16 protein-coding genes are annotated in these 18,273 nt (G+C 65.0%); 10 read left to right on the top strand and 6 right to left on the bottom strand.

Features of this window, described 5'->3' with window-relative positions:
• Positions 1-79 precede the first annotated feature (79 nt).
• Positions 80-3,403 (top strand): beta-ketoacyl-ACP synthase 3, encoded by a 3,324-nt coding sequence (locus tag VGV07_RS19185; protein ID WP_326870334.1) that lies wholly within the window; start codon positions 80-82, stop codon positions 3,401-3,403.
• Here VGV07_RS19185 and VGV07_RS19180 read toward each other — a convergent pair.
• Both VGV07_RS19180 and prfB read right to left on the bottom strand, forming a co-directional pair.
• On the bottom strand, positions 3,360-4,484 hold the full coding sequence (locus VGV07_RS19180) for a helix-turn-helix transcriptional regulator (protein WP_326870333.1): 1,125 nt from the start codon (positions 4,482-4,484) through the stop codon (positions 3,360-3,362). The two genes, VGV07_RS19185 and VGV07_RS19180, sit on opposite strands and share 44 nt — an antisense overlap.
• 191 nt (positions 4,485-4,675) lie before the next feature.
• A protein-coding gene (prfB, locus tag VGV07_RS19175; protein ID WP_326870332.1) for a peptide chain release factor 2 occupies positions 4,676-5,804 on the bottom strand; the annotation gives its coding sequence in 2 pieces (ribosomal slippage) (positions 4,676-5,734 and positions 5,736-5,804; 1,128 coding nt in all).
• 117 nt (positions 5,805-5,921) lie between these two features.
• Between prfB and VGV07_RS19170 the strand changes: the two genes are divergently transcribed.
• Positions 5,922-6,695 (top strand): NAD kinase, encoded by a 774-nt coding sequence (locus tag VGV07_RS19170; protein ID WP_326870331.1) that lies wholly within the window; start codon positions 5,922-5,924, stop codon positions 6,693-6,695.
• Between the two features lie 46 nt (positions 6,696-6,741).
• On the opposite strand, the gene VGV07_RS19165 is transcribed toward VGV07_RS19170, so the two are convergent.
• The 3 genes from VGV07_RS19165 to VGV07_RS19155 all read right to left on the bottom strand — a co-directional run bounded on the left by VGV07_RS19165 (position 6,742) and on the right by VGV07_RS19155 (position 9,506).
• A complete protein-coding gene (locus VGV07_RS19165; protein ID WP_326870330.1) occupies positions 6,742-7,950 on the bottom strand; it encodes a DUF2336 domain-containing protein in 1,209 nt (402 codons plus the stop codon).
• Between the two features lie 56 nt (positions 7,951-8,006).
• A complete protein-coding gene (locus VGV07_RS19160; RefSeq protein ID WP_326870329.1) occupies positions 8,007-8,858 on the bottom strand; it encodes a lytic transglycosylase domain-containing protein in 852 nt (283 codons plus the stop codon).
• Positions 8,859-8,927: 69 nt separating this feature from the next.
• Positions 8,928-9,506, bottom strand: a complete 579-nt coding sequence (locus VGV07_RS19155) for a nitroreductase (RefSeq protein ID WP_326870328.1) — start codon at positions 9,504-9,506, stop codon at positions 8,928-8,930.
• A gap of 115 nt (positions 9,507-9,621) precedes the next feature.
• On the opposite strand from VGV07_RS19155, the gene VGV07_RS19150 reads away from it, so the two are divergent.
• The 8 genes from VGV07_RS19150 (at position 9,622) to VGV07_RS19115 (ending at position 16,196) form a co-directional block, all read left to right on the top strand.
• On the top strand, positions 9,622-10,623 hold the full coding sequence (locus VGV07_RS19150; protein WP_326870327.1) for a hypothetical protein: 1,002 nt from the start codon (positions 9,622-9,624) through the stop codon (positions 10,621-10,623).
• A gap of 121 nt (positions 10,624-10,744) precedes the next feature.
• The gene (locus VGV07_RS19145; protein WP_326870326.1) at positions 10,745-11,170 is read left to right on the top strand and encodes a YciI family protein; all 426 of its coding nucleotides are present in this window, start codon (positions 10,745-10,747) and stop codon (positions 11,168-11,170) included.
• A 19-nt stretch (positions 11,171-11,189) separates the two neighbouring features.
• Positions 11,190-11,615, top strand: a complete 426-nt coding sequence (locus tag VGV07_RS19140) for a YciI family protein (RefSeq protein ID WP_326870325.1) — start codon at positions 11,190-11,192, stop codon at positions 11,613-11,615.
• 90 nt (positions 11,616-11,705) lie between these two features.
• A complete protein-coding gene (locus tag VGV07_RS19135; RefSeq protein ID WP_326870324.1) occupies positions 11,706-12,968 on the top strand; it encodes an RNA polymerase sigma factor in 1,263 nt (420 codons plus the stop codon).
• A gap of 122 nt (positions 12,969-13,090) precedes the next feature.
• Positions 13,091-14,857, top strand: a complete 1,767-nt coding sequence (locus VGV07_RS19130; protein WP_326870323.1) for an adenylate/guanylate cyclase domain-containing protein — start codon at positions 13,091-13,093, stop codon at positions 14,855-14,857.
• An 88-nt stretch (positions 14,858-14,945) separates the two neighbouring features.
• A complete protein-coding gene (locus VGV07_RS19125; RefSeq protein ID WP_326870322.1) occupies positions 14,946-15,212 on the top strand; it encodes a PilZ domain-containing protein in 267 nt (88 codons plus the stop codon).
• A 114-nt stretch (positions 15,213-15,326) separates the two neighbouring features.
• Positions 15,327-15,683 (top strand): cupin domain-containing protein, encoded by a 357-nt coding sequence (locus tag VGV07_RS19120; protein WP_326870321.1) that lies wholly within the window; start codon positions 15,327-15,329, stop codon positions 15,681-15,683.
• Positions 15,684-15,908: 225 nt separating this feature from the next.
• Positions 15,909-16,196, top strand: a complete 288-nt coding sequence (locus VGV07_RS19115) for a hypothetical protein (protein WP_326870320.1) — start codon at positions 15,909-15,911, stop codon at positions 16,194-16,196.
• Between the two features lie 51 nt (positions 16,197-16,247).
• Here VGV07_RS19115 and thrS read toward each other — a convergent pair whose 3' ends face one another.
• On the bottom strand, positions 16,248-18,218 hold the full coding sequence (thrS, locus tag VGV07_RS19110; protein ID WP_326870319.1) for a threonine--tRNA ligase: 1,971 nt from the start codon (positions 18,216-18,218) through the stop codon (positions 16,248-16,250).
• Positions 18,219-18,273: the final 55 nt, after the last annotated feature.

Below are 18,273 nucleotides of genomic sequence, written 5' to 3'. Positions count from 1 at the left end.
GCAAATCAGCCATGCATTCGCCCAAGACCAGCTAGTTGCTCTGGTTTTTCGCCGGGGACGGGTTTAGGTTCCCGCCACAATGCTGATGACCTCAGACATTCCAACGATGCTGCGGCTGCACCGGGCGATGTTTCTCGCCCGCGAGATTGACCGTGTCGAACAAGACCTGGTCAAGCAGGGACTGGCGCATTTCCATGTTTCCGGCGCCGGCCACGAGTCGACGGCGTTGATCGCCGATTATCTCGGCCAGCAGGATTGGCTGCACCTGCACTATCGCGACAAGGCGCTGCTGCTGGCACGAGGCCTGCCGCTGGTCGAATTCTTCCGCAGCCTGCTCGCTACCGGTCCGTCGCATTCTGCCGGCCGACAGATGAGCGCGCATTACTCGGCCCGCGAACTGAATGTCGCTTCGATGGTCGGGCCCGTCGGCAACAACGCGCTGCACGCCGTGGGCAACGCCCAGGCCGTGAAGTTCCACCCCGATTCCCCGGTGGTGATCTGCTGCGTCGGCGACGGCACCACCCAACAGGGTGAATTCCTCGAGGCGGTGGGCGAGGCAGTACGCACCGGCGCGCCGGTGGTATTCGTCATCCAGAACAACAACTGGGCCATCTCGACCAAGACGCCGGGCCAGACCTTCTTCGATCTGCCCACCGGCCCGGCCGAGAGCTTCCTGGGCCTGCCGATCCGCCGTGTCGATGGCGTCGACCTGGCGGCTACCCGTACCGCCTTTGAAACGGCGGTGACCCATACCCGCGCCACCCGCGGCCCGTCGCTGCTGCTGATGGAGCTGGAGCGGCTCTCCGATCACACCAATGCTGACGATCAGGCGCTCTATCGCGCCGCCGACGAGCTGAAATCCGGCAAGAACCGCGATCCGCTCGAAGCCATCCGTCAATCGCTGCGCGAGTCGCAGATGGGCGATGCGGCACTGGCGCAGCTCGAAACCAGCCTGATCGCCGAAGTAGCGGCAGCTGTTGTCGAAGCGCGCGGCGAAGCCGGGCCGCAGACCGCCGGTGCGGCCAAAGCGCCCTACCCGCCCGAGTTCGCGCACGCCAAGGAATATCGCGGCGACGCCAAGCAGCCGAATCTCACCATGCGCGAAGCCCTCAACCGGGTGTTGCGCGACCAGCTCCAGGCCAATCGCGAAGTCCATCTGCTCGGCCAGGACATCGAAGACCCCAAGGGCGATGTATTCGGCGTCACCAAGGGCCTGTCGACCGCTTTCCCCGGCCGCGTTCGCAACGCGCCGCTGTCGGAGTCGACAATCGTGGGCACCTCGATCGGCCGCGCGCTGACTGGGCAGCGCCCGGTGGCGTTCATCCAGTTTGCCGATTTCCTGCCGCTCGGCTTCAACCAGATCATTTCCGAGCTCGGCTCGATGTACTGGCGCACCGATGGCAGCTGGCAGGCGCCGGTGATCCTGATGGTCAGCTGCGGCGGCTACAAGGCGGGCCTCGGCCCGTTCCACGCCCAGACCCTCGAATCGATCCTCGCCCATGTGCCGGGCATCGATGTGGTCATGCCGTCGAGCGCCGGCGATGCGGCGGGCCTCCTCAATGCCGCCTTCCAGAGCAAGCGCCCGACCGTCTTCCTCTACCCCAAGAGCGGCCTGAACCTCTCCGATCGCCGCACCTCGGACGATACGGCCAGGCAATTCGTTGCCCCCGGCAAGGCTCGCACCGTACGCCAGGGGAACGACCTGACGCTGGTCACCTGGGGCAACCCGCTGACCCAGTCGCTGCTGGCCGCCGAGACGCTGTCCGGCGCCGGCGCTGAACTCGACCTCATTGACCTCCGCTCGATCTCGCCCTGGGACGAGGACGCGGTGCTCCGCTCGGTCCGCCGCACCAAGCGGCTGCTGGTAGTGCATGAGGACAACCACACCGCCGGCTTCGGGGCCGAGGTCATGGCGACGGTGATGGAAAAGGCCGGCGTTCCGGTCAGTGCCCGGCGTGTCACCCGCGACGATATCCATGTGCCGTTCCAGTTCGAGCGGCAGATCGACACCCTGCCCTCCTATCGCCGGATCATGGAAGCGGCTGCCGCGCTGCTCGAATTCGATCTCTCGTGGGAAGCGCCCAAGGTTGACGCCGGCCCTACGGCAATCACCGCTATCGGCTCCGGCCCTGCCGACGACGAAGTCGAAGTGGTCGAACTGCTGGTGAAGCCAGGCGACATGATCAAGGTCGGAGACCTTGTCGCCGTGGTCGAGGCCACCAAGGCAGCCGTCGACGTCCAGGCCACGGTGACCGGCAAGGTCCTGTCGATTCCGGTCGAGCCCAAGCACAAGGTTGCTGTGGGTGCGCCGCTGATGTTCGTCGAGGCCGATGCCTCGGCGGCGCGGCAACAGACCACGGTTACTGCCGAGCGCGTCGACAAGGCGATGCTGAAACGACGCGGCGCCCCGCTGGCGGCGCCTGTTGCGATCGGTCGCGCCGACGTTCCGGTGGGTGTGGCCGGTATCACCGGCATTACCGGCGGCCGCAAGGTGCATAATGCCGACCTCAAGGGCAACTGGCAGACCCGCGACGCCGGCGACATTGTCAAGCTTACCGGCATCGAAAGCCGCCGCTGGGTACAGCCGGGCGAGACGGTGTTCTCGCTTGCCGTCTCTGCCACGCAGAAGCTGCTCGACGAGCAGCGGCTCGACATCAACGATATCGATCTGGTGATCGCCGCCACCGGCACGCCGGATGTGATCACCCCTTCGCTGGCCTGCCGCGTTGCCGACGCCGTCAGCACGGCCGGCCGCGCCAACCTGCCGGCCTACGACATCAATGCCGCCTGTTCCGGCTACCTGTACGCGCTGGCCCAGGCCCGCGACTACGTGTCCAACAATCCCGAAGCCCGGGTGCTGGTGGTGACGTCGGAAGTGCTGTCGCCACTGCTCGACCAGAACGACTTCAACACCGCCGTGCTGTTTGCCGACGCGGCTACCGCATCACTGGTACAGGGGCCAGGGCATGATCAGCCCGCACTCTTCACCTTTGCCCAGCCGACCATCGCCGGCGCACCGGAGTCGGGCGAGTTGCTGAGCGTGCCCCGCGCCGGCGAAGGCTACATCAAGATGAACGGCCGCGAGGTGTTCGCCGATGCCGTGCGCGCCATGTCGGCGACGCTGACCTCGGCTTGTGCCGCCGAAGGCATCTCGATGGATGATATCGACCTGATGGTGCCGCACCAGGCCAACCAGCGCATCATCGACGCTATCGCCCGTCGCTCGGGCCGCCCGGCGCACTCGATCATCCGTAACCTCGGCAACACCAGTTCCTCGACCATTCCGCTGGCGCTGATGGATGCCTTGCCGACCACCAAGTCGGGCGACCGACTGGGTCTCGTCGCCTTTGGCGGCGGCATCACTTACGCGGCGGCAATCGCGACGGTGGGGTCGGGGCGCTAACCAACGGCTGCAACCCCTGCAACAGGCCGACGAGATCGGCCTGTCGATGCATGCCGGTTTTGCCGAATACCGCCTGGACCTGGTTGCGCACCGTTGCCGCGCTGGCGCCGGTTGTCGAGGCGATCTGCCCGATGGTCATCCCGCCGCCGAGCGCGCGTGCGATCCGGGCTTCTGCCGGCGTCAGGTCGAACAGCCCCTGGATCACCGCCGCATCAGGCAGTTCCCGTAGCGTTACCGGCGTCATCAGCAGCACGGCGGCGGCACCGGTAAACACCTCACGGGCCGAGGCGCGTATCGGCAGCATATGCGCCACCATTGCCGGGCTGTCCTCGCTGGCGGGGATCGGGATCGAGCGCACCGGACCCGTATGCAGTCCGGCCTCGGCTGCCTCGAGTGCGGTGCTCAGCATCTCGTCGGAGCGCTGATTGGCGAGCGCCAGCCGGGTCGGCCGTGACTGCACCACCGACGGCGCGAGAGCCTCCAGCATGCCGTTGGTCGCAATCGCCGCACCGCGCGGACCAAGCACTGCTGCAGGAAGGCCGACCATCTCCAGCGCCGCAACGGCGCCCTGGGCACGTTCGAACGCGATTCGGGCCGACATCAGTGCGGCGCGCGCCAGGTGCGGACGCAGCAGGTCGAGACGCTCCACCACATCCCGCTGGACCGGCCCATCCGCCAGTCGTCTCTCGCCGTGGAAGATCAGCAGATCGCCGGTCGGGACCTTGATCCCGGTCGCCACCCCCCAGCCGAAGCCACGCGGCACGAAGAACTCCTTGCGGATCGGATCGGCTTCCCACTCCTCACGCGTAAACACGTCCAGATCGGTGACGAAACCAGGATGATCGTAAGCGAGGAGCCGCGCCGTACGGTCGTCATGGCCGGGATACCCGCCCTCGAAATATCCCCGCGACATATCCACGAGGCTCGGGGAAGCCGTCCAGTGCGCCGTCTCACCCCGCACGGCGAACAGTACAGTGCCGGCAACCCGGCTTATTCTGCCCAGGGTTTCGAGGACATTCGGCCAGAGGTCGGGAACGGCTCCCGCCTCGTAGATCCTGTCGACCAGGTCGTCATCCTCCATCACCGCTCCCCCAAGCCCGTGCGCAATGAGTGACGTAACTCATTGCGCCTTGCATTAGTTCAAATGCATCATGCGTTCGCAAGACGTTACCGGTAACAAGGCAGTTGCGCCAAGGTGGCCCTGGGCGCTTCATCTCGATTTCGGGTCTTCGGATGGTCGTTGGCCGGTAGCCGAGCTACCGGCCAACTTCGTTATTCGGCGTCGGCGACCTTGTCTGCGTAGCCGGTGACCCGCGCCGCGAGCGAGGCTTCCATGAAGTCGTCGAGATCGCCATCGAGCACTGCCGAGGTGTTCGACGTTTCGTGGCCGGTGCGCAGGTCTTTGACCATCTGGTAGGGCTGCAGCACATAGCTGCGGATCTGATGGCCCCAGCCCACATCCGTCTTGGCAGCGGATTCGGCGTTGGCCGCTTCCTCGCGCTTTTGCAGTTCCACCTCGTAGAGGCGCGCCTTCAGCATGGCCATCGCCGTGGCGCGGTTCTTGTGCTGGCTGCGCTCCTGCTGGCAGGCGACGACAATGCCTGACGGCACGTGCGTGATGCGGATCGCCGAGTCGGTGGTGTTGACGTGCTGACCACCAGCACCGGAAGAACGATAGGTATCGACCTTCAGGTCACTCTCGTTGATCTCGATGTTGATGGTGTCATCGACCACCGGGTAGACCCAGGCGCTCGAAAAGCTGGTGTGGCGGCGCGCCGCACTGTCGTAGGGCGAAATGCGCACGAGGCGATGTACACCGCTCTCGGTCTTCAGCCAGCCATAGGCATTATGCCCGGTAACCTTGATGGTCGCCGACTTGATCCCGGCTTCTTCACCGTCATGGATCTCCATCGTCTCGACCTTGAACTTCCGCCGCTCCGCCCAGCGCGTGTACATCCGCAACAGGATGTTTGCCCAGTCCTGGCTCTCGGTGCCGCCGGCGCCGGAGTGGATCTCGAGATAGCAGTCATTACCGTCCGCTTCGCCGGAAAGCAGTGTCTCGACCTGGGCAGACCGCGCTTCCTTCAAGGTCTCATGCAGGGCCTGCTCGGCCTCCTTGACCACCTCGGCGTCGTTCTCCGCCTCACCCATCTCGATGAGTTCGGTGTTGTCGCGGATCGAGGCTTCGAAGGCCTTCACTGCCTTCACCTGCACGTCCAGCTCATCACGCTGCTGCATGATCGGCCGGGCCTTCTCCGGATCGGCCCAGAAGTTGGGGTGCTCGGTCCGAGCCGTCAGGTCGTCGAGGCGGGCTTCAGCTGTATCCCAGTCAAAGATGCCTCCTCAGCAGGCTTACGACCTGCTCGATTTCGGCGATGACCTTGGTGATTTCGGCGCGCATTTCTATCCTCAAATCCGTTGCCGCTCATGTAGTTGAGACGAACGGCCCAATCAACCCGTTCTTCCCCACGTCACCCGCCCATGCTAGGCAGCGGGCGCGAGCAGTGAGGGGCCAGCCGTGACGGAACGTATCGAAGGGGTAAGCTTCGTTTCGAGCGGCACGCCGGAGGCGGATCGCGCAGCGGACCTGCTGCGCCAGCGCTACGGCGACAGCGGCTTTGACGCTGCAACCACCGTGGTTGCCCTGGGCGGCGACGGGCTGATGCTGCAGACCCTGCACCGCAAGATGGGCAGGAACGTGCCGGTCTACGGTATGAACTTCGGCTCCGTCGGCTTCCTGATGAACGAGTTCTCTGCCGATGGCTTGCCCGCGCGCCTCGCCGCCGCCAAGCCTACCCACATCTACCCGCTCGAAATGAACGTCCGGTTGGCCGATGGTTCCGAGCACCGGGCGTTGGCGCTCAACGAAGTGTCGCTGTTCCGCATGACCTATCAGGCGGTGAAGGTGGAAATCCTGGTCGATGGCCAGCCGCGCCTCGAAGAGCTGATCTGTGATGGCGTGCTGCTCGCAACCCCCGCAGGTTCGACCGCCTACAACCTTTCCGCACATGGCCCGATCCTGCCGATCGACTCGCCCTTGCTGGCGCTGACGCCAATCTCGCCGTTCCGCCCGCGTCGCTGGCGCGGCGCCATTCTCAACAACCGCGCCGTCGTCACCTTCCGCACCCGCGAAGCCGACAAGCGCCCGGTGAGCGCAGTGGCCGACAATGTCGAGTTCCAGCGGGTCATCGAGGTGACGGTGCGTGAGAACCGTAACCAGAAGGTGACGCTGCTGTTCGATCCGGGCACCGGACTCGACGAGCGCGTGCTGAGCGAACAGTTCCGCTATTGACGCGCTTCTGTCGTGACGGCCTCGACCTAGCTTCGGTCAGTCCTTCCTATGCCGCCGGCAGCGCCAGAAGCTCCTCAGCCTCGAGCTGCGGCAGTGTCATTTCCGACTGTGCCGTCCCGGCGAAGGCCGACATGACCCCGCGTGCGGCGCGGCGCGCCAGAATGACGTTCTGTTCGCTGAGATAGGCAAACGCCTCCTCGAGCTCGGGCGGAATGACCCCGTCATGCTCGACGATCAGCTCCTCGGTCAGCGCGGTCACCACCAAATGCCGGGCTGCCAAATCATCGGCAAGGTCGGCGGCGCGGGCGTGAAAGATCAATCGTGCCAGCATGTTGCGCACTGCTTCGCCGAGGCCGCAACGCGAGAACAGCGCATTGAGGGCCGACCGGCTGCCATGCTCCAGCAACGTGAATACCTTGTCACGCGGCGTCTCCGCCAGTTGCGCCACGCAATCGGCAAAGAACAGCACATGGCCCTGGACGATGGCGTGCAGCATCACCCGGGTCGAGACGAACTCCGCTTCGACCAGGTCTGCTGCATAAGGCGCCCTGCCCGCCGCCGCCTCCTGCTCGCCGATCGCCGTCAGCGCCGTATCGGTCGCGTCGCGCAGCAGCCGCTCCAGTCGATGCGGTGCTACGGCACCCCGGACCATCCGTGTACCACGCAGCGCCGCGGCAACCGCCTGCACCAGAATCAGCCGCGCATCGGCGGGCAGGTCGTCACGCGCCAGCAGCAGCCCGCGCAGATCCGCGTCGTCGGCCCCATCGCGATCAGCCACCTGTCGCAGCATGGCCGGGGAGAACGGCACATCGGGTCGATCCAGCAGCTTGATCAGCAATGGTCGCCCACCGCGCGCCACCAGCGCCTCAACCACCCGCTGGCTCAGCCGCTCACGGGTCGCCGTCGCCAGCAGCATCACCTCGTCGGCACCCCGGATCAGCGCCATCAGGTCGGCATCGACCAGCGCCGGAGAATACTGCACCACGGCGCGCGCGATCACCGGACTATCGTGCAGCAGCGCCAGCAGAATGGGCCGCGGCGCCTCCACAGCATGCAGCAGCCCATAGGCCAGCGCCCCGCGCACCCGCACCGATGGATCGTCGAGAAAGCCGATCAGCGCCGCATAAAGCGCCGCGTGCTCGTCGGCCGGACCATAGTGGTTGAGATAGGCCATGGCAGCGAGGTGGGCCGCCTGCCCCCGCTCCTCACTGTCGCGCGATTGGCTCAGCGCGACGAAATCCTGGTACGCAACCATCAAGTTCTCCGATAGGCGCCGGAAATGACGCTATCGGGGAAGGCTTAAGGAACGGTTCACCATAATTTCGGGGGTTTGGGCAGCGTTCCGTCCTGGCCATAGAGCTGGGTGAACAGCGCGCTTCCCTGCGCTTCCGTCGCCGGACTCATCAGGGTGCGTCCCTGCACCTCGCCCTCGCTCGAAAACAGCGAGGTGAAGGACATGTCGTCCGGCGAGAATCGCGATGGCACCGGGGCCGAATCCCACTTGCCGGCCGGCGCCGCCGGGTCGACCGCCAGCTGCTGCGTGGCAAAGCGCGGATCGACAGCTCCGTCGTGCTTGTCGACCAGCGCTCGGTAGACCTCGCGGATGGTCCGCGCCTCGCCGCCCTCGTAGAAGATGGCGCGATTGGCCTTGGCCTGTTTGGGAAACAGCTTGGCGGCGATCTGGTCGGGATCCTTCAGGCCGGCGTTGAACAGCTTTTCTGCCCCCTGCGCCCCGAGAAAATGCGCGATGTAGAGTTCGCCCGGGCTCGGCATGCGGCCAAATTTCTCGAACAGGTAGGCGCCATTGCTCCGGGTGAACGCCGCCGCCATATCCGAGGCGACCTGCGGGTCCTCACGCAGTTTCAGAACGTCCTGCCGCAGCGCCTTGTCGGCGATGTAGTAATCGCCGTCGGCGTCGACCTTGATCGCACTGGCGTATTGCCCGTAACCGAGCCGCGGCCCCTCCTCCTTCATCACCTGCAGCCAGGTGCTGTCGAGGAACTGGAACAGTCCGGTGGCGCTGGACGTCCGGGCCTTGGCCTCCGGGTTGAGGCTGCTTTCGCGGATCGCCGTACGCAGCAGGTAATCGAAGTCGACGTCGCTCTTGGCCCCTGCCGTGTCCATGGCATAGGCAAGCGGTTGCGGCACCGATATCGGCTTCACGCCCATCGACTCGAAGGGTCCGTTGCTAACGTTCGGTTAACCAATCACCCGCGACTGGTTAACGAATGGTTAGCCCTGCCAGCGCGTCACCACTTCATCGAGGTTCGGCCGGTCGCGATCCTCGATGTCAGTGGTCGGGGTGCCGATATGGATGAAGCCAACGAAGCGTTCGCCGCCGCGAGCGCCCAGCATGGTCTGCGCTTCGGTATCGAAGCCGTACCAGCGGTTGGTCCAGCTGGCCGCAAAACCCATGGCAAAAGCAGCATGCGAGAGGTTGAAGCAGACATTGCCGGCCGACAGCAACTGCTCCATCTCCGGTGCCTTGGGATTGGGCTTGGGCGAGAGCAGCACGCCGATGGTCACCGGTGCCGGCAGGAACTGCCGCCGTTCGATATCAAGGCCGGCCTCATCGAGTTCGGGGCGCTTGCGCCTGGCGATCTCGGCAAGCTTTTCGCCCGCTTTGATCCGGTCGTCGCCTTCGATCAGAATCAGCCGCCACGGCACGAACTTGCCGTGATCGGGGACGCGCGTCCCGATGACAAGGATCTCCCTGAGCTCATCCGGCGTCGGGCCGGGGTCTTTGAGGAAGCCGATACCGACGGAACGGCGGGTCTTGAGATAGTCGCGCACTGCGGCGTTGATGGGCATGGTCTGGTCCTTGCGAGCGTGAGGTCCTTATGACACAGCTTTTCCCCAATCCAAGCGTAGGCACGCGAGGCATTTTGAAGCGAGGCGCTGCGGGGCGCCGTCTGCGGGGTCTAGGGTGAAGCTCAGGTACTGGATCGGCATTCTCGGAATCGCGGCAATGCTCGCGCCGATGTTGGCCATCGCCGAGGATCCGCCGATTCCCCTGCCCCGGCGCGCCGACCGCATGCCGCAGGCTGTCGAACAGCCCGCCGCTGCACCCTCCGCCGAACTCGCCAGCGCCGCCGCGACAGAGCCGGCTGCCATTGACCCCGGCCCGGCTGCCGCAGCCGCCGAGGCGGTCGCGGTCAACACCGCGCCGCAGCCCGTGACGCTGATGGCCAAGATCACCGAGGACGGCACCTCGCTGCCCGACGGCGTCACCTGGCGCGTGTTCGAGACCCGCACCGACGCCGCCGGCGACCTGGTGCTGGCGCAGAAATCCGATGACGCCACGGCGCATCTCGAACTGCCGCCCGGCAGTTACGTCGTGCATGTCGCCTACGGCCGCGCCCAGACCACCGACACGCTCACCGTCGCCGAGGGCCAGAACTCGAAATCCCTGATCCTCGATGCCGGCGCCATGCGCCTCAACGCGGCGGTCACCGGCGACGTCGCGATCCCGATCAACCTGCTGCGCTTCGACATCTACACCAGCGGGAGCACCGAGGCGGATCGCACGCTGGTGGCCCAGAATCTGAGCCCCAACGACATCGTCACCCTCAATGCCGGCACCTATCACATCGTCTCTTATTTCGGCGACGTGAACGCTGTGGTGCGCGCCGACCTGCGTGTCGAGCCGGGCCAGCTGACCGACGCGACGCTCTACCATCGCGCCGCTCAGATCTCGTTCAAGCTGGTCAGCGAGGCAGGCGGCGAAGCCATTGCCGATATCGACTGGACGGTGAAGACCGCCGATGGCCAGACCGTGTTCTCCAATATTGGCGCCTTCCCCTCGACTGTGCTCGGCGAAGGCGACTATCTGGTTTTCGCCAAGCGCGGCGACCAGGTCTACAACCGCGAGTTCCAGGTCCAGCCAGGTGCGGCCAAGGAAATCGAGGTCCTCACGACGGTCTACTGACCGCCTTCCTGAAAATCTTCGTCGCCGCTGTCGATCTCGCTGCCGGTCACTCGTCGTGTCATCGAAGCACGACGAACCGCGCCATCCCGGCGTGGCGTCCGCGGGCACCAGGAGAGCGAAGATGCGCTTCATGATCATTGTCAAAGCCACCGCCGACAGCGAGGCCGGCATCATGCCGTCACCCGAGACCTTCGAGGCGATGGGCCGCTTCAACGAGGCGCTTATCAATGCCGGCATATTGCTCGCCGCCGAGGGCCTCCACCCCTCGAACCAGGGCGCTCGCGTCACCTCGGAGGGCGGCACGCTGGTCGTCAGGGATGGCCCGTTTGCCGAGACAAAGGAACTCATCGCCGGGTTCTGGGTAATCAGCGTCAAGTCGCGGGACGAAGCGGTCGAATGGGTCAAGCGGATCCCGTTTGACGACGGCGAGACCATTGAATTGCGTCGTGTCTTTGAAGCAGCAGATTTCGCCGAGGTCGTATCGCAGGAGGCGATCGCCAAGGAACAGGCGTGGCGCGACGCCACCCAACAGCCCATCACCAACTGAAGACGAACAGGACGCTGACATGAAGTTCATGATTATTCGCAAGGCGGATGCCGAAACCGAGGCCGGGGTGATGCCGGGCGCCGATCTCATCGCCGACATGACGCAATTCCACGAAGATGCGGCGAAGGCCGGCATCGTCATCGGCGGCTCCGGTCTGATGCCGAGTTCGCGTGGCGCCAAGGTGAAGTTCAACAACGGCCGGCCAACAGTGATCGATGGCCCCTTCGCGGAGTCGAAGGAACTCATTGCCGGCTACACGCTGATCGAGGTGCCATCGCGCGAGGCAGCGATCGACTGGGTCAAGACCTGGCCCAGGCTCGATGGTCACGGCAACGTCGAGATCGAGATCCGCCAGCTCTTCACGGCCGAAGATTTCGGCGACGCCTACACGGAAGCCATGGCGAGCAGGGACGCCGCCCGCAACGCATTGCGCAAGCCCGAGTAGGCACCGTGCCATGGTGGGGGGATGAGCAAGTGCTCACCCCGGAGATCAGCACCTTGCTCCGGCGGATCGGATTTGGTCTGATCCGCCGCCATGACCGAAAGAGAAACCCATCGCGCCATCGAGGCGGTGTTCCGCATCGAGCAGGCCAAACTGATCGCTGGCCTGACCCGAATCGTCCGCGATGTCGGGCTCGCCGAGGAACTGGCGCAGGACTCGCTGATCGTCGCGCTCAACCACTGGCCGGAAAGCGGCGTGCCCCGCAATCCGGGCGCCTGGCTGATGCAGACCGCTAAGCGCCGCGCCATCGACTATTTCCGCCGCAACAAGATGGCGGCACGCAAGCTCGATGAGCTCGGCTACGATCTGCGCGAGATCGAATCCACCGCGCCCGACCTCGATACCCCGCTCGATGACGATGTCGGCGACGACCTCTTGAAGCTGATCTTCACCTCGTGCCATCCGGTGCTTTCGCCCGAAGCGCGCGTCGCGCTGACGCTGCGCCTGATCGGCGGGCTTACCACTGACGAGATCGCCCGCGGCTTCCTCGCTGCCGAGCCGACCATCGCTCAGCGTATCGTGCGCGCCAAAAAGAGCCTTGCCGAGGCTGGCATGCCGTTCGAGGTGCCCCGCGCCGAGGAACGGGGCGGTCGCATGGCCTCGGTGCTCGAGGTCCTCTACCTGATCTTCAACGAAGGCTACTCGGCAACTGCCGGTGACGACTGGACCCGGCCTCAGCTCTGCGAAGAGGCGATGCGGCTCGGCCGTATCCTCGCCGGACTCGCCCCTGAGGATGCCGAAGTCCACGGTCTTGTCGCGCTTATGGAGATTCAGGCCTCGCGGCTGCGCGCCCGCACCGCAGCCAATGGCGAGCCGATCCTGCTACTCGAGCAGAATCGCGCCCTGTGGGACCAGATGCTGATCCGGCGCGGGCTCGCGGCGCTCGATAAGGCCGAGACCCTGGTCGGCGCCGGCCCCTACGTGCTGCAGGCGGCGATCGCCGCCTGCCATGCCCGAGCCCGCAAGGCGGAAGAGACCGATTGGCGGCGGATCGCCGCGCTCTACGACATGCTCGCCGAGATGACTCCTAGCCCGGTCATCGAGCTCAACCGCGCCGTCGCCCACAGCATGGCCTTCGGTGCCGGCTCGGGTCTTGCCATCCTCGACGCCGTTGCCGATGACCCGGCGCTCAGGAGCTATCACCTTCTGCCCAGCGTCCGTGGCGATTTCCTGGTGAAGCTCGGCCGTCTGGCGGAGGCGCGGGTCGAGTTCGAGCGTGCTGCCGGCCTGACCCGCAACGAACGCGAGCGGATATTGCTGCTCGATCGGGCTGCCGCCTGCCAGCCGGCTGCATGACGGTCTTCCCGCTGCCGTCGTCTGCTCTGCGCGAATTGTTCTGAAGCAGAACGCTGTTCCGCTATCTCCGTTACATTTCCGAGTGCTATAGAGCGAGAGCTTGCAGCAGAAGCACATACAGTATGGCTCAACCCGACCGCCGATTGGTCCCGATCGTATCGCTGGACATCGTGGGATATTCCCGCCTTGTCGAGCGCAGTGAACGTCAGACCCTGCGCCTCGTGCAGCGGGTCTATGATCGGCTGATCTCGCGCACCATCGGCGCCGCCGGCGGCAAAGTCTTCAAGACCATGGGCGATGGCCTTCTGGCCGAGTTCAACAGCGTCGTCGCCGCCGTGCAATGGACGGCCGACCTGCAGCGGCAGATCCATGAGCGGAAGATCCACGCCCCTGGGGGAGAGATGTTCCAGGTGCGCGCCGGCATCGTGCTCGCCGACGTGCTGGTGGCCGGCAACGATCTCTATGGCTCCGGCATCAACCTGGCGGTGCGGGTGCAAAGCCACTCGCCGGCCGGCGGCATGTGCATCACCAAGTGGATGTATCAGTATCTCGATGGCACCATCGAGTTGCCATTTGTCGACATGGGCCCGACCGAGCTCAAGAACATCTCGAAGACGGTGCGGATCTACGCCTGGCACCCGGCCGGCCTGACGCGCCCGCAGCAGCCCGAGTCGCCGCCGCCCCCGCCGCCGAGCAATCGGCCGTCGGTGGTCGTACTACCGTTCGACAATCTTTCCGGCGAGGCCGATCAGAGTTATTTCGCCGACGCCGTGGTCGAGGAGATCACCGCCACACTCAGCCGGGTGAAGGACTTCTTCGTCATCGCCCGCAACTCGGCCTTCACCTACAAGGGCCGGGCCGGTGTCGATATCCGCCAGATCGGCCGCGACCTCGGCGTGCGTTACGTCGTCGAAGGCTCGGTGCGCCGCGTTGGCGAGCGGGTACGCATCACGGCGCAGCTGGTCGAAACCGAGGCCGGCAGCCACATCTGGTCCAACAAGGTCGATGGCGCCGTCGCTGACCTGTTCGACCTGCAGGATCGGATGGCGGCGGAAGTGGCAAGCGCCATCCAGCCTTCCATTCGCCGTGCCGAAGTGGAGCGGGCGCGCAAGAAGCGCCCGGAGACGCTGGCCGCCTACGACCTGGTGATGCGCTCCCTGCCCCACCTTTGGTCGCACAGCCCCGAAGACAACCACGAGGCGATCGCGCTGCTGACCCGGGCCCTGTCGCTCGAGCCGCACTACGGGCTCGCGGCAGCCTTGGCCGCCTGGGCGCATGGCCAGCAGGTCGCCTACAACTGGACGGCCGATTTCGCTGCCGAGCGCCGCACCGCCGCCGCGCTGGTCGAAACCGCATCGCAGCAGGTCGCCGACGATCCGACTGCGCTGACGGCGCTGGCATCCGCCATGATGATGCTGGGCGGCGACGTACGGCAGGCTGCGACCTTTGCGGATCGGGCGCTGGAACTCGATCCCAACCACGCCTGGGCCTGGATGCGCCGCGGCTGGGGGCATGTCTACCTGGGTACGCCCGAAGAAGGCCTTGCCGCCTTCGAGCGCTCCGCCCGGCTCTCGCCGATGGATCCGTTCGCCTTCAACGTGCACCTCGGCATGGGGCTCGCCAACTTTGCTGCCGGCCGGCCGCAGCAGGCCATTGCCTGGGCGCAACGCGCCATGTCCGAGCGTCCCGGTCTCACCTGGCCGCATCGCGACCTCTCCGTCTACTTTGCCCACCAGGGCGATCTGGCGGCCGCCCGCGACTCGCTCGAGCGTTTCCAGCAATCGCATCCGGATGTGAGCATCGCCTCGATCGGCGATGGGCTGCGCTTCATGTATCCGTCATTGCTGTCGCGTTATCTGCAAGGCCTGCAACTTGCCGGAATGCAATAGGCAACTCGCGCTGCAACTTTATCCATTCCGTAAGGGGTTCTCCAACACCGCATCGGCATTGTCCCGATCGGCCTTCGGGGGTTTGAGCTTGGATATTCGTCTCGAGAAGCGGCTCTCGCCGCGCCGCAACACCATGATCGAGGCGACGATCGTCTTCGACGGTGGCCGCACCCGCATGCGCTGCATCATCCGCAACCTCTCCGAGACCGGCGCCAAGCTGGAAGTGGCATCAGTCACTCGTATTCCCCGCACCTTCGACCTGGTCGTCGACAAGGTCCGCCCGCAGGCCTGCATCGTCATCTGGCGTTCGGTTAAGGAACTCGGGGTGCAGTTCCGCGACCCGCAGATCAGCTGAGCGGGCCACTGCCAGCCGAAATACCACCCCCTACGACTATTCAAATGCCGTTCATCTGCCCTAAATTAGGTGTGGCAGCACGTTTCAGGCACACGTCCCTTGGGGGGACCTATCATGTCGAGGCATGCATTCTTCATTGCGGGTGATCGCGTCGTTCATGTCGCCAATCCCTGCGGTGCAGGTTTCCAGTATCAGGCGCAGTCCCACGTCTTGTCGCCCCGGGCCCAGGTCGGCCCACAGCAGCATGAGGCGGCCGAAACGGTCCTCGTGGTGCAACAGGGCGCGCTCGAGCTGATGGTCAACGGCGCCGCCGGGTACGTCCCCGCCGGATCGTTCGTTCGCATCCCGGCCAAGACGTGGTTCGCCTATCGCAATGTCGGCGATGTAGCAGCGTTCGTGCTCTGCCGCACCGCGCCGCCGCAGCCGGCTCGTGGGGCCCGCAAGATCACCATCCAGATCGCCGCCGCCTAAGTCCGTCGGTCGTTCAGCGCAAACAGAGAGGGCCCGCCCAATCGGACGGGCCCTCTCTGTTCTGCACTCAATTCTAGGTCATAAGTCGTATTATGATTATGAATTGAGTTTGAATGCTGGGTTCGGCCGAAGTTCACGCTGGCGCCAGTAACTCCCGGGACATCAGCGGGGACGAGACACCCGCTTCCCGCCAGCCCTATCGGCTACCAACCAAGGAGAGAGAACTTGAAGAATATCCTCGCCGTTGCCCTGCTGCTCGCAACGTCTGCGGCATTCCCGCTTGCAACCCCGGTACTTGCCGGCTCGAGCACCGATGCGCTCTGCGGCCCGGACGCCCCCGAAGGCTACAAGCGCCCGGGTGGCTATTGCGAGCAGCTCGATCAGGGCTCTCTGATGCAGCCCGGCAACGACTGCAGCTATGTGAGCAAAGACCCGCTGTCCTCGCTGAGAGTGACCAAGGTGATGCTGGTCGCCGACGACTGCTATGTCTACGAAGAGCCGGTCAAGCTCTGACAGCTCAGATGAAAGGGGCCGCATCGCTGCGGCCCCTTTCATCTTTCCAGGCTATGCAGCCTGCTGCTTGAGGTCCGGAGGCACGGCTTCCGCCATCAGCTCGACGATCGCATCGGTCGCCGCGATCACCTTCTGCCCCTCGGTGCCGAGCCGGCGGACCGAAACCGTCCCCTCCTCCGCCTCGCGCTTGCCGACGACGAACATCAACGGCACTTTCTGCACCGAGTGCTCACGCACCTTGTAGTTTATCTTCTCGTTGCGCGCGTCGAGTTCGGCCCGGATGCCACCGGCCTTCAGACGGTCGACCAGCTTCTGCGCATAGTCGTCGGCCTCCGAGACGATCGTGGCCACGACCACCTGGGTCGGCGCCAGCCACATCGGCATCTTGCCGGCATAGTGCTCGATCAGCATGCCGATAAAGCGCTCGAGCGAGCCGAGGATCGCCCGATGCAGCATCACCGCGTATTTCTTGGTGCCGTCCTCGGCCACGTACATGGCGCCGAGCCGCTCGGGCAGCACATAGTCGAGTTGCAGCGTTCCCACCTGCCAGGAGCGCCCAATGGCGTCTTTCAGGTGAAACTCGAGCTTGGGTGCGTAGAACGCACCCTCGCCCTCGGCGATGACGAAGTCGTAGCCGGTGGCCTTGAGCGCATCGCCCAATGCCTTCTCGGCCGCGTCCCAGCGCTCGATGGTGCCGCCGAACTTTTCCGGCCGCGTCGCGAGCTTGATGACGACATTCTCGAAACCCATGTGCTCGTACACCGAGTACAGAAGGTGGACGAAACGCTCGGTCTCCGCCTGGATCTGCTCCTCGGTGCAGAAGATATGGGCGTCGTCCTGCGTCATCTGCCGCACGCGCAGCAGCCCGTGTAGCGCGCCGTGCGCTTCGTTGCGGTGGCAGCAACCGAACTCGGCCATGCGGATCGGCAGGTCGCGGTAGCTCTTGATCCCCTGGTTGAAGATCTGGATGTGGGCGGGGCAGTTCATCGGCTTGAGCGCCATCAGCTCTGCCTTGCCCGAGAGCACCGGCCCGGTCTCTTCGGTGCCGGGCACCTCGTCAGGCACCACGAACATGTTCTCGCGGTACTTGCCCCAGTGGCCCGATGCCTCCCAGAACTTCGAGCTCATCAGCTGCGGGGTCTTCACCTCGTTGTAGCCGTTGGCGTTCACCCGCCGGCGGATATAGGCCTCCATCTGGTTGTAGAGGACATAGCCCTTGGGGTGCCAGAACACCGACCCCTGGGCCTCCTCCTGCAGATGGAACAGATCGAGGTCCTTGCCGATGCGGCGGTGGTCCCGCTTCTCGGCTTCCTCGATCATGTGCAGGTACTCGTCGAGTTCCTTCTGGCTGGCGAACGCCGTGCCATAGATACGGCTCAGCACCGGGTTGTTGCTGTCGCCACGCCAGTACGCGCCGGCCACCTTGGTCAGCTTGAAGGCCGTGCCGACATCCTTGGTCGAGCGCATATGCGGGCCGCGGCAGAGGTCGAACCACTGGCCCTGCTTGTAGATCTTGATCATCTGGTCGGCCGGAATGGCGTCGACCAGCTCGACCTTGAAGTTCTCGCCCTTGGCCGCGAACACGCGCCTGGCTTCGTCGCGCGTCCACACTTCCTTGGTGAAGGCGGCGCCGCGCGCGATGATCTCGGCCATCTTCTTTTCGATGGCCGGGAAGTCGTCCTCGGAGAACGGCGTGTCACGCTTGAAGTCGTAGTAAAAGCCGTTCTCGATCACCGGGCCGATGGTGACCTGCGTCTCAGGCCACAACTCCTGCACCGCTTCGGCAAGCACGTGCGCCGAGTCATGGCGGATCAGCCCGAGCCCGTCGGCGCTGTCGCGCATCACGAACTCGATCTTGCCGTCTTCCTCGAGCGGATCGGACAGGTCGCTGAGGACCCCGTTCCACTTCATGGCGACCGTCTTCTTGGCGAGGCTTGGGGAGATGCCCTCGACCACGGTGGTCCCGGTGGTGCCACGCGCATAGTCGCGTACTGCACCGTCGGGGAACGTCACCTTGATCATTTTCATCTCCAATGGAAATTGCCGGCGGAAGTGCCGGCAAGGCGGGGTGTCTAGC

Origin of the sequence: Devosia sp., assembly GCF_035944845.1 — a bacterium.
Lineage (GTDB): Bacteria > Pseudomonadota > Alphaproteobacteria > Rhizobiales > Devosiaceae > Devosia_A.
The sequence above is the reverse complement of the archived record's forward strand: the minus strand, read 5'-3'. Positions and strand labels throughout refer to the sequence as shown.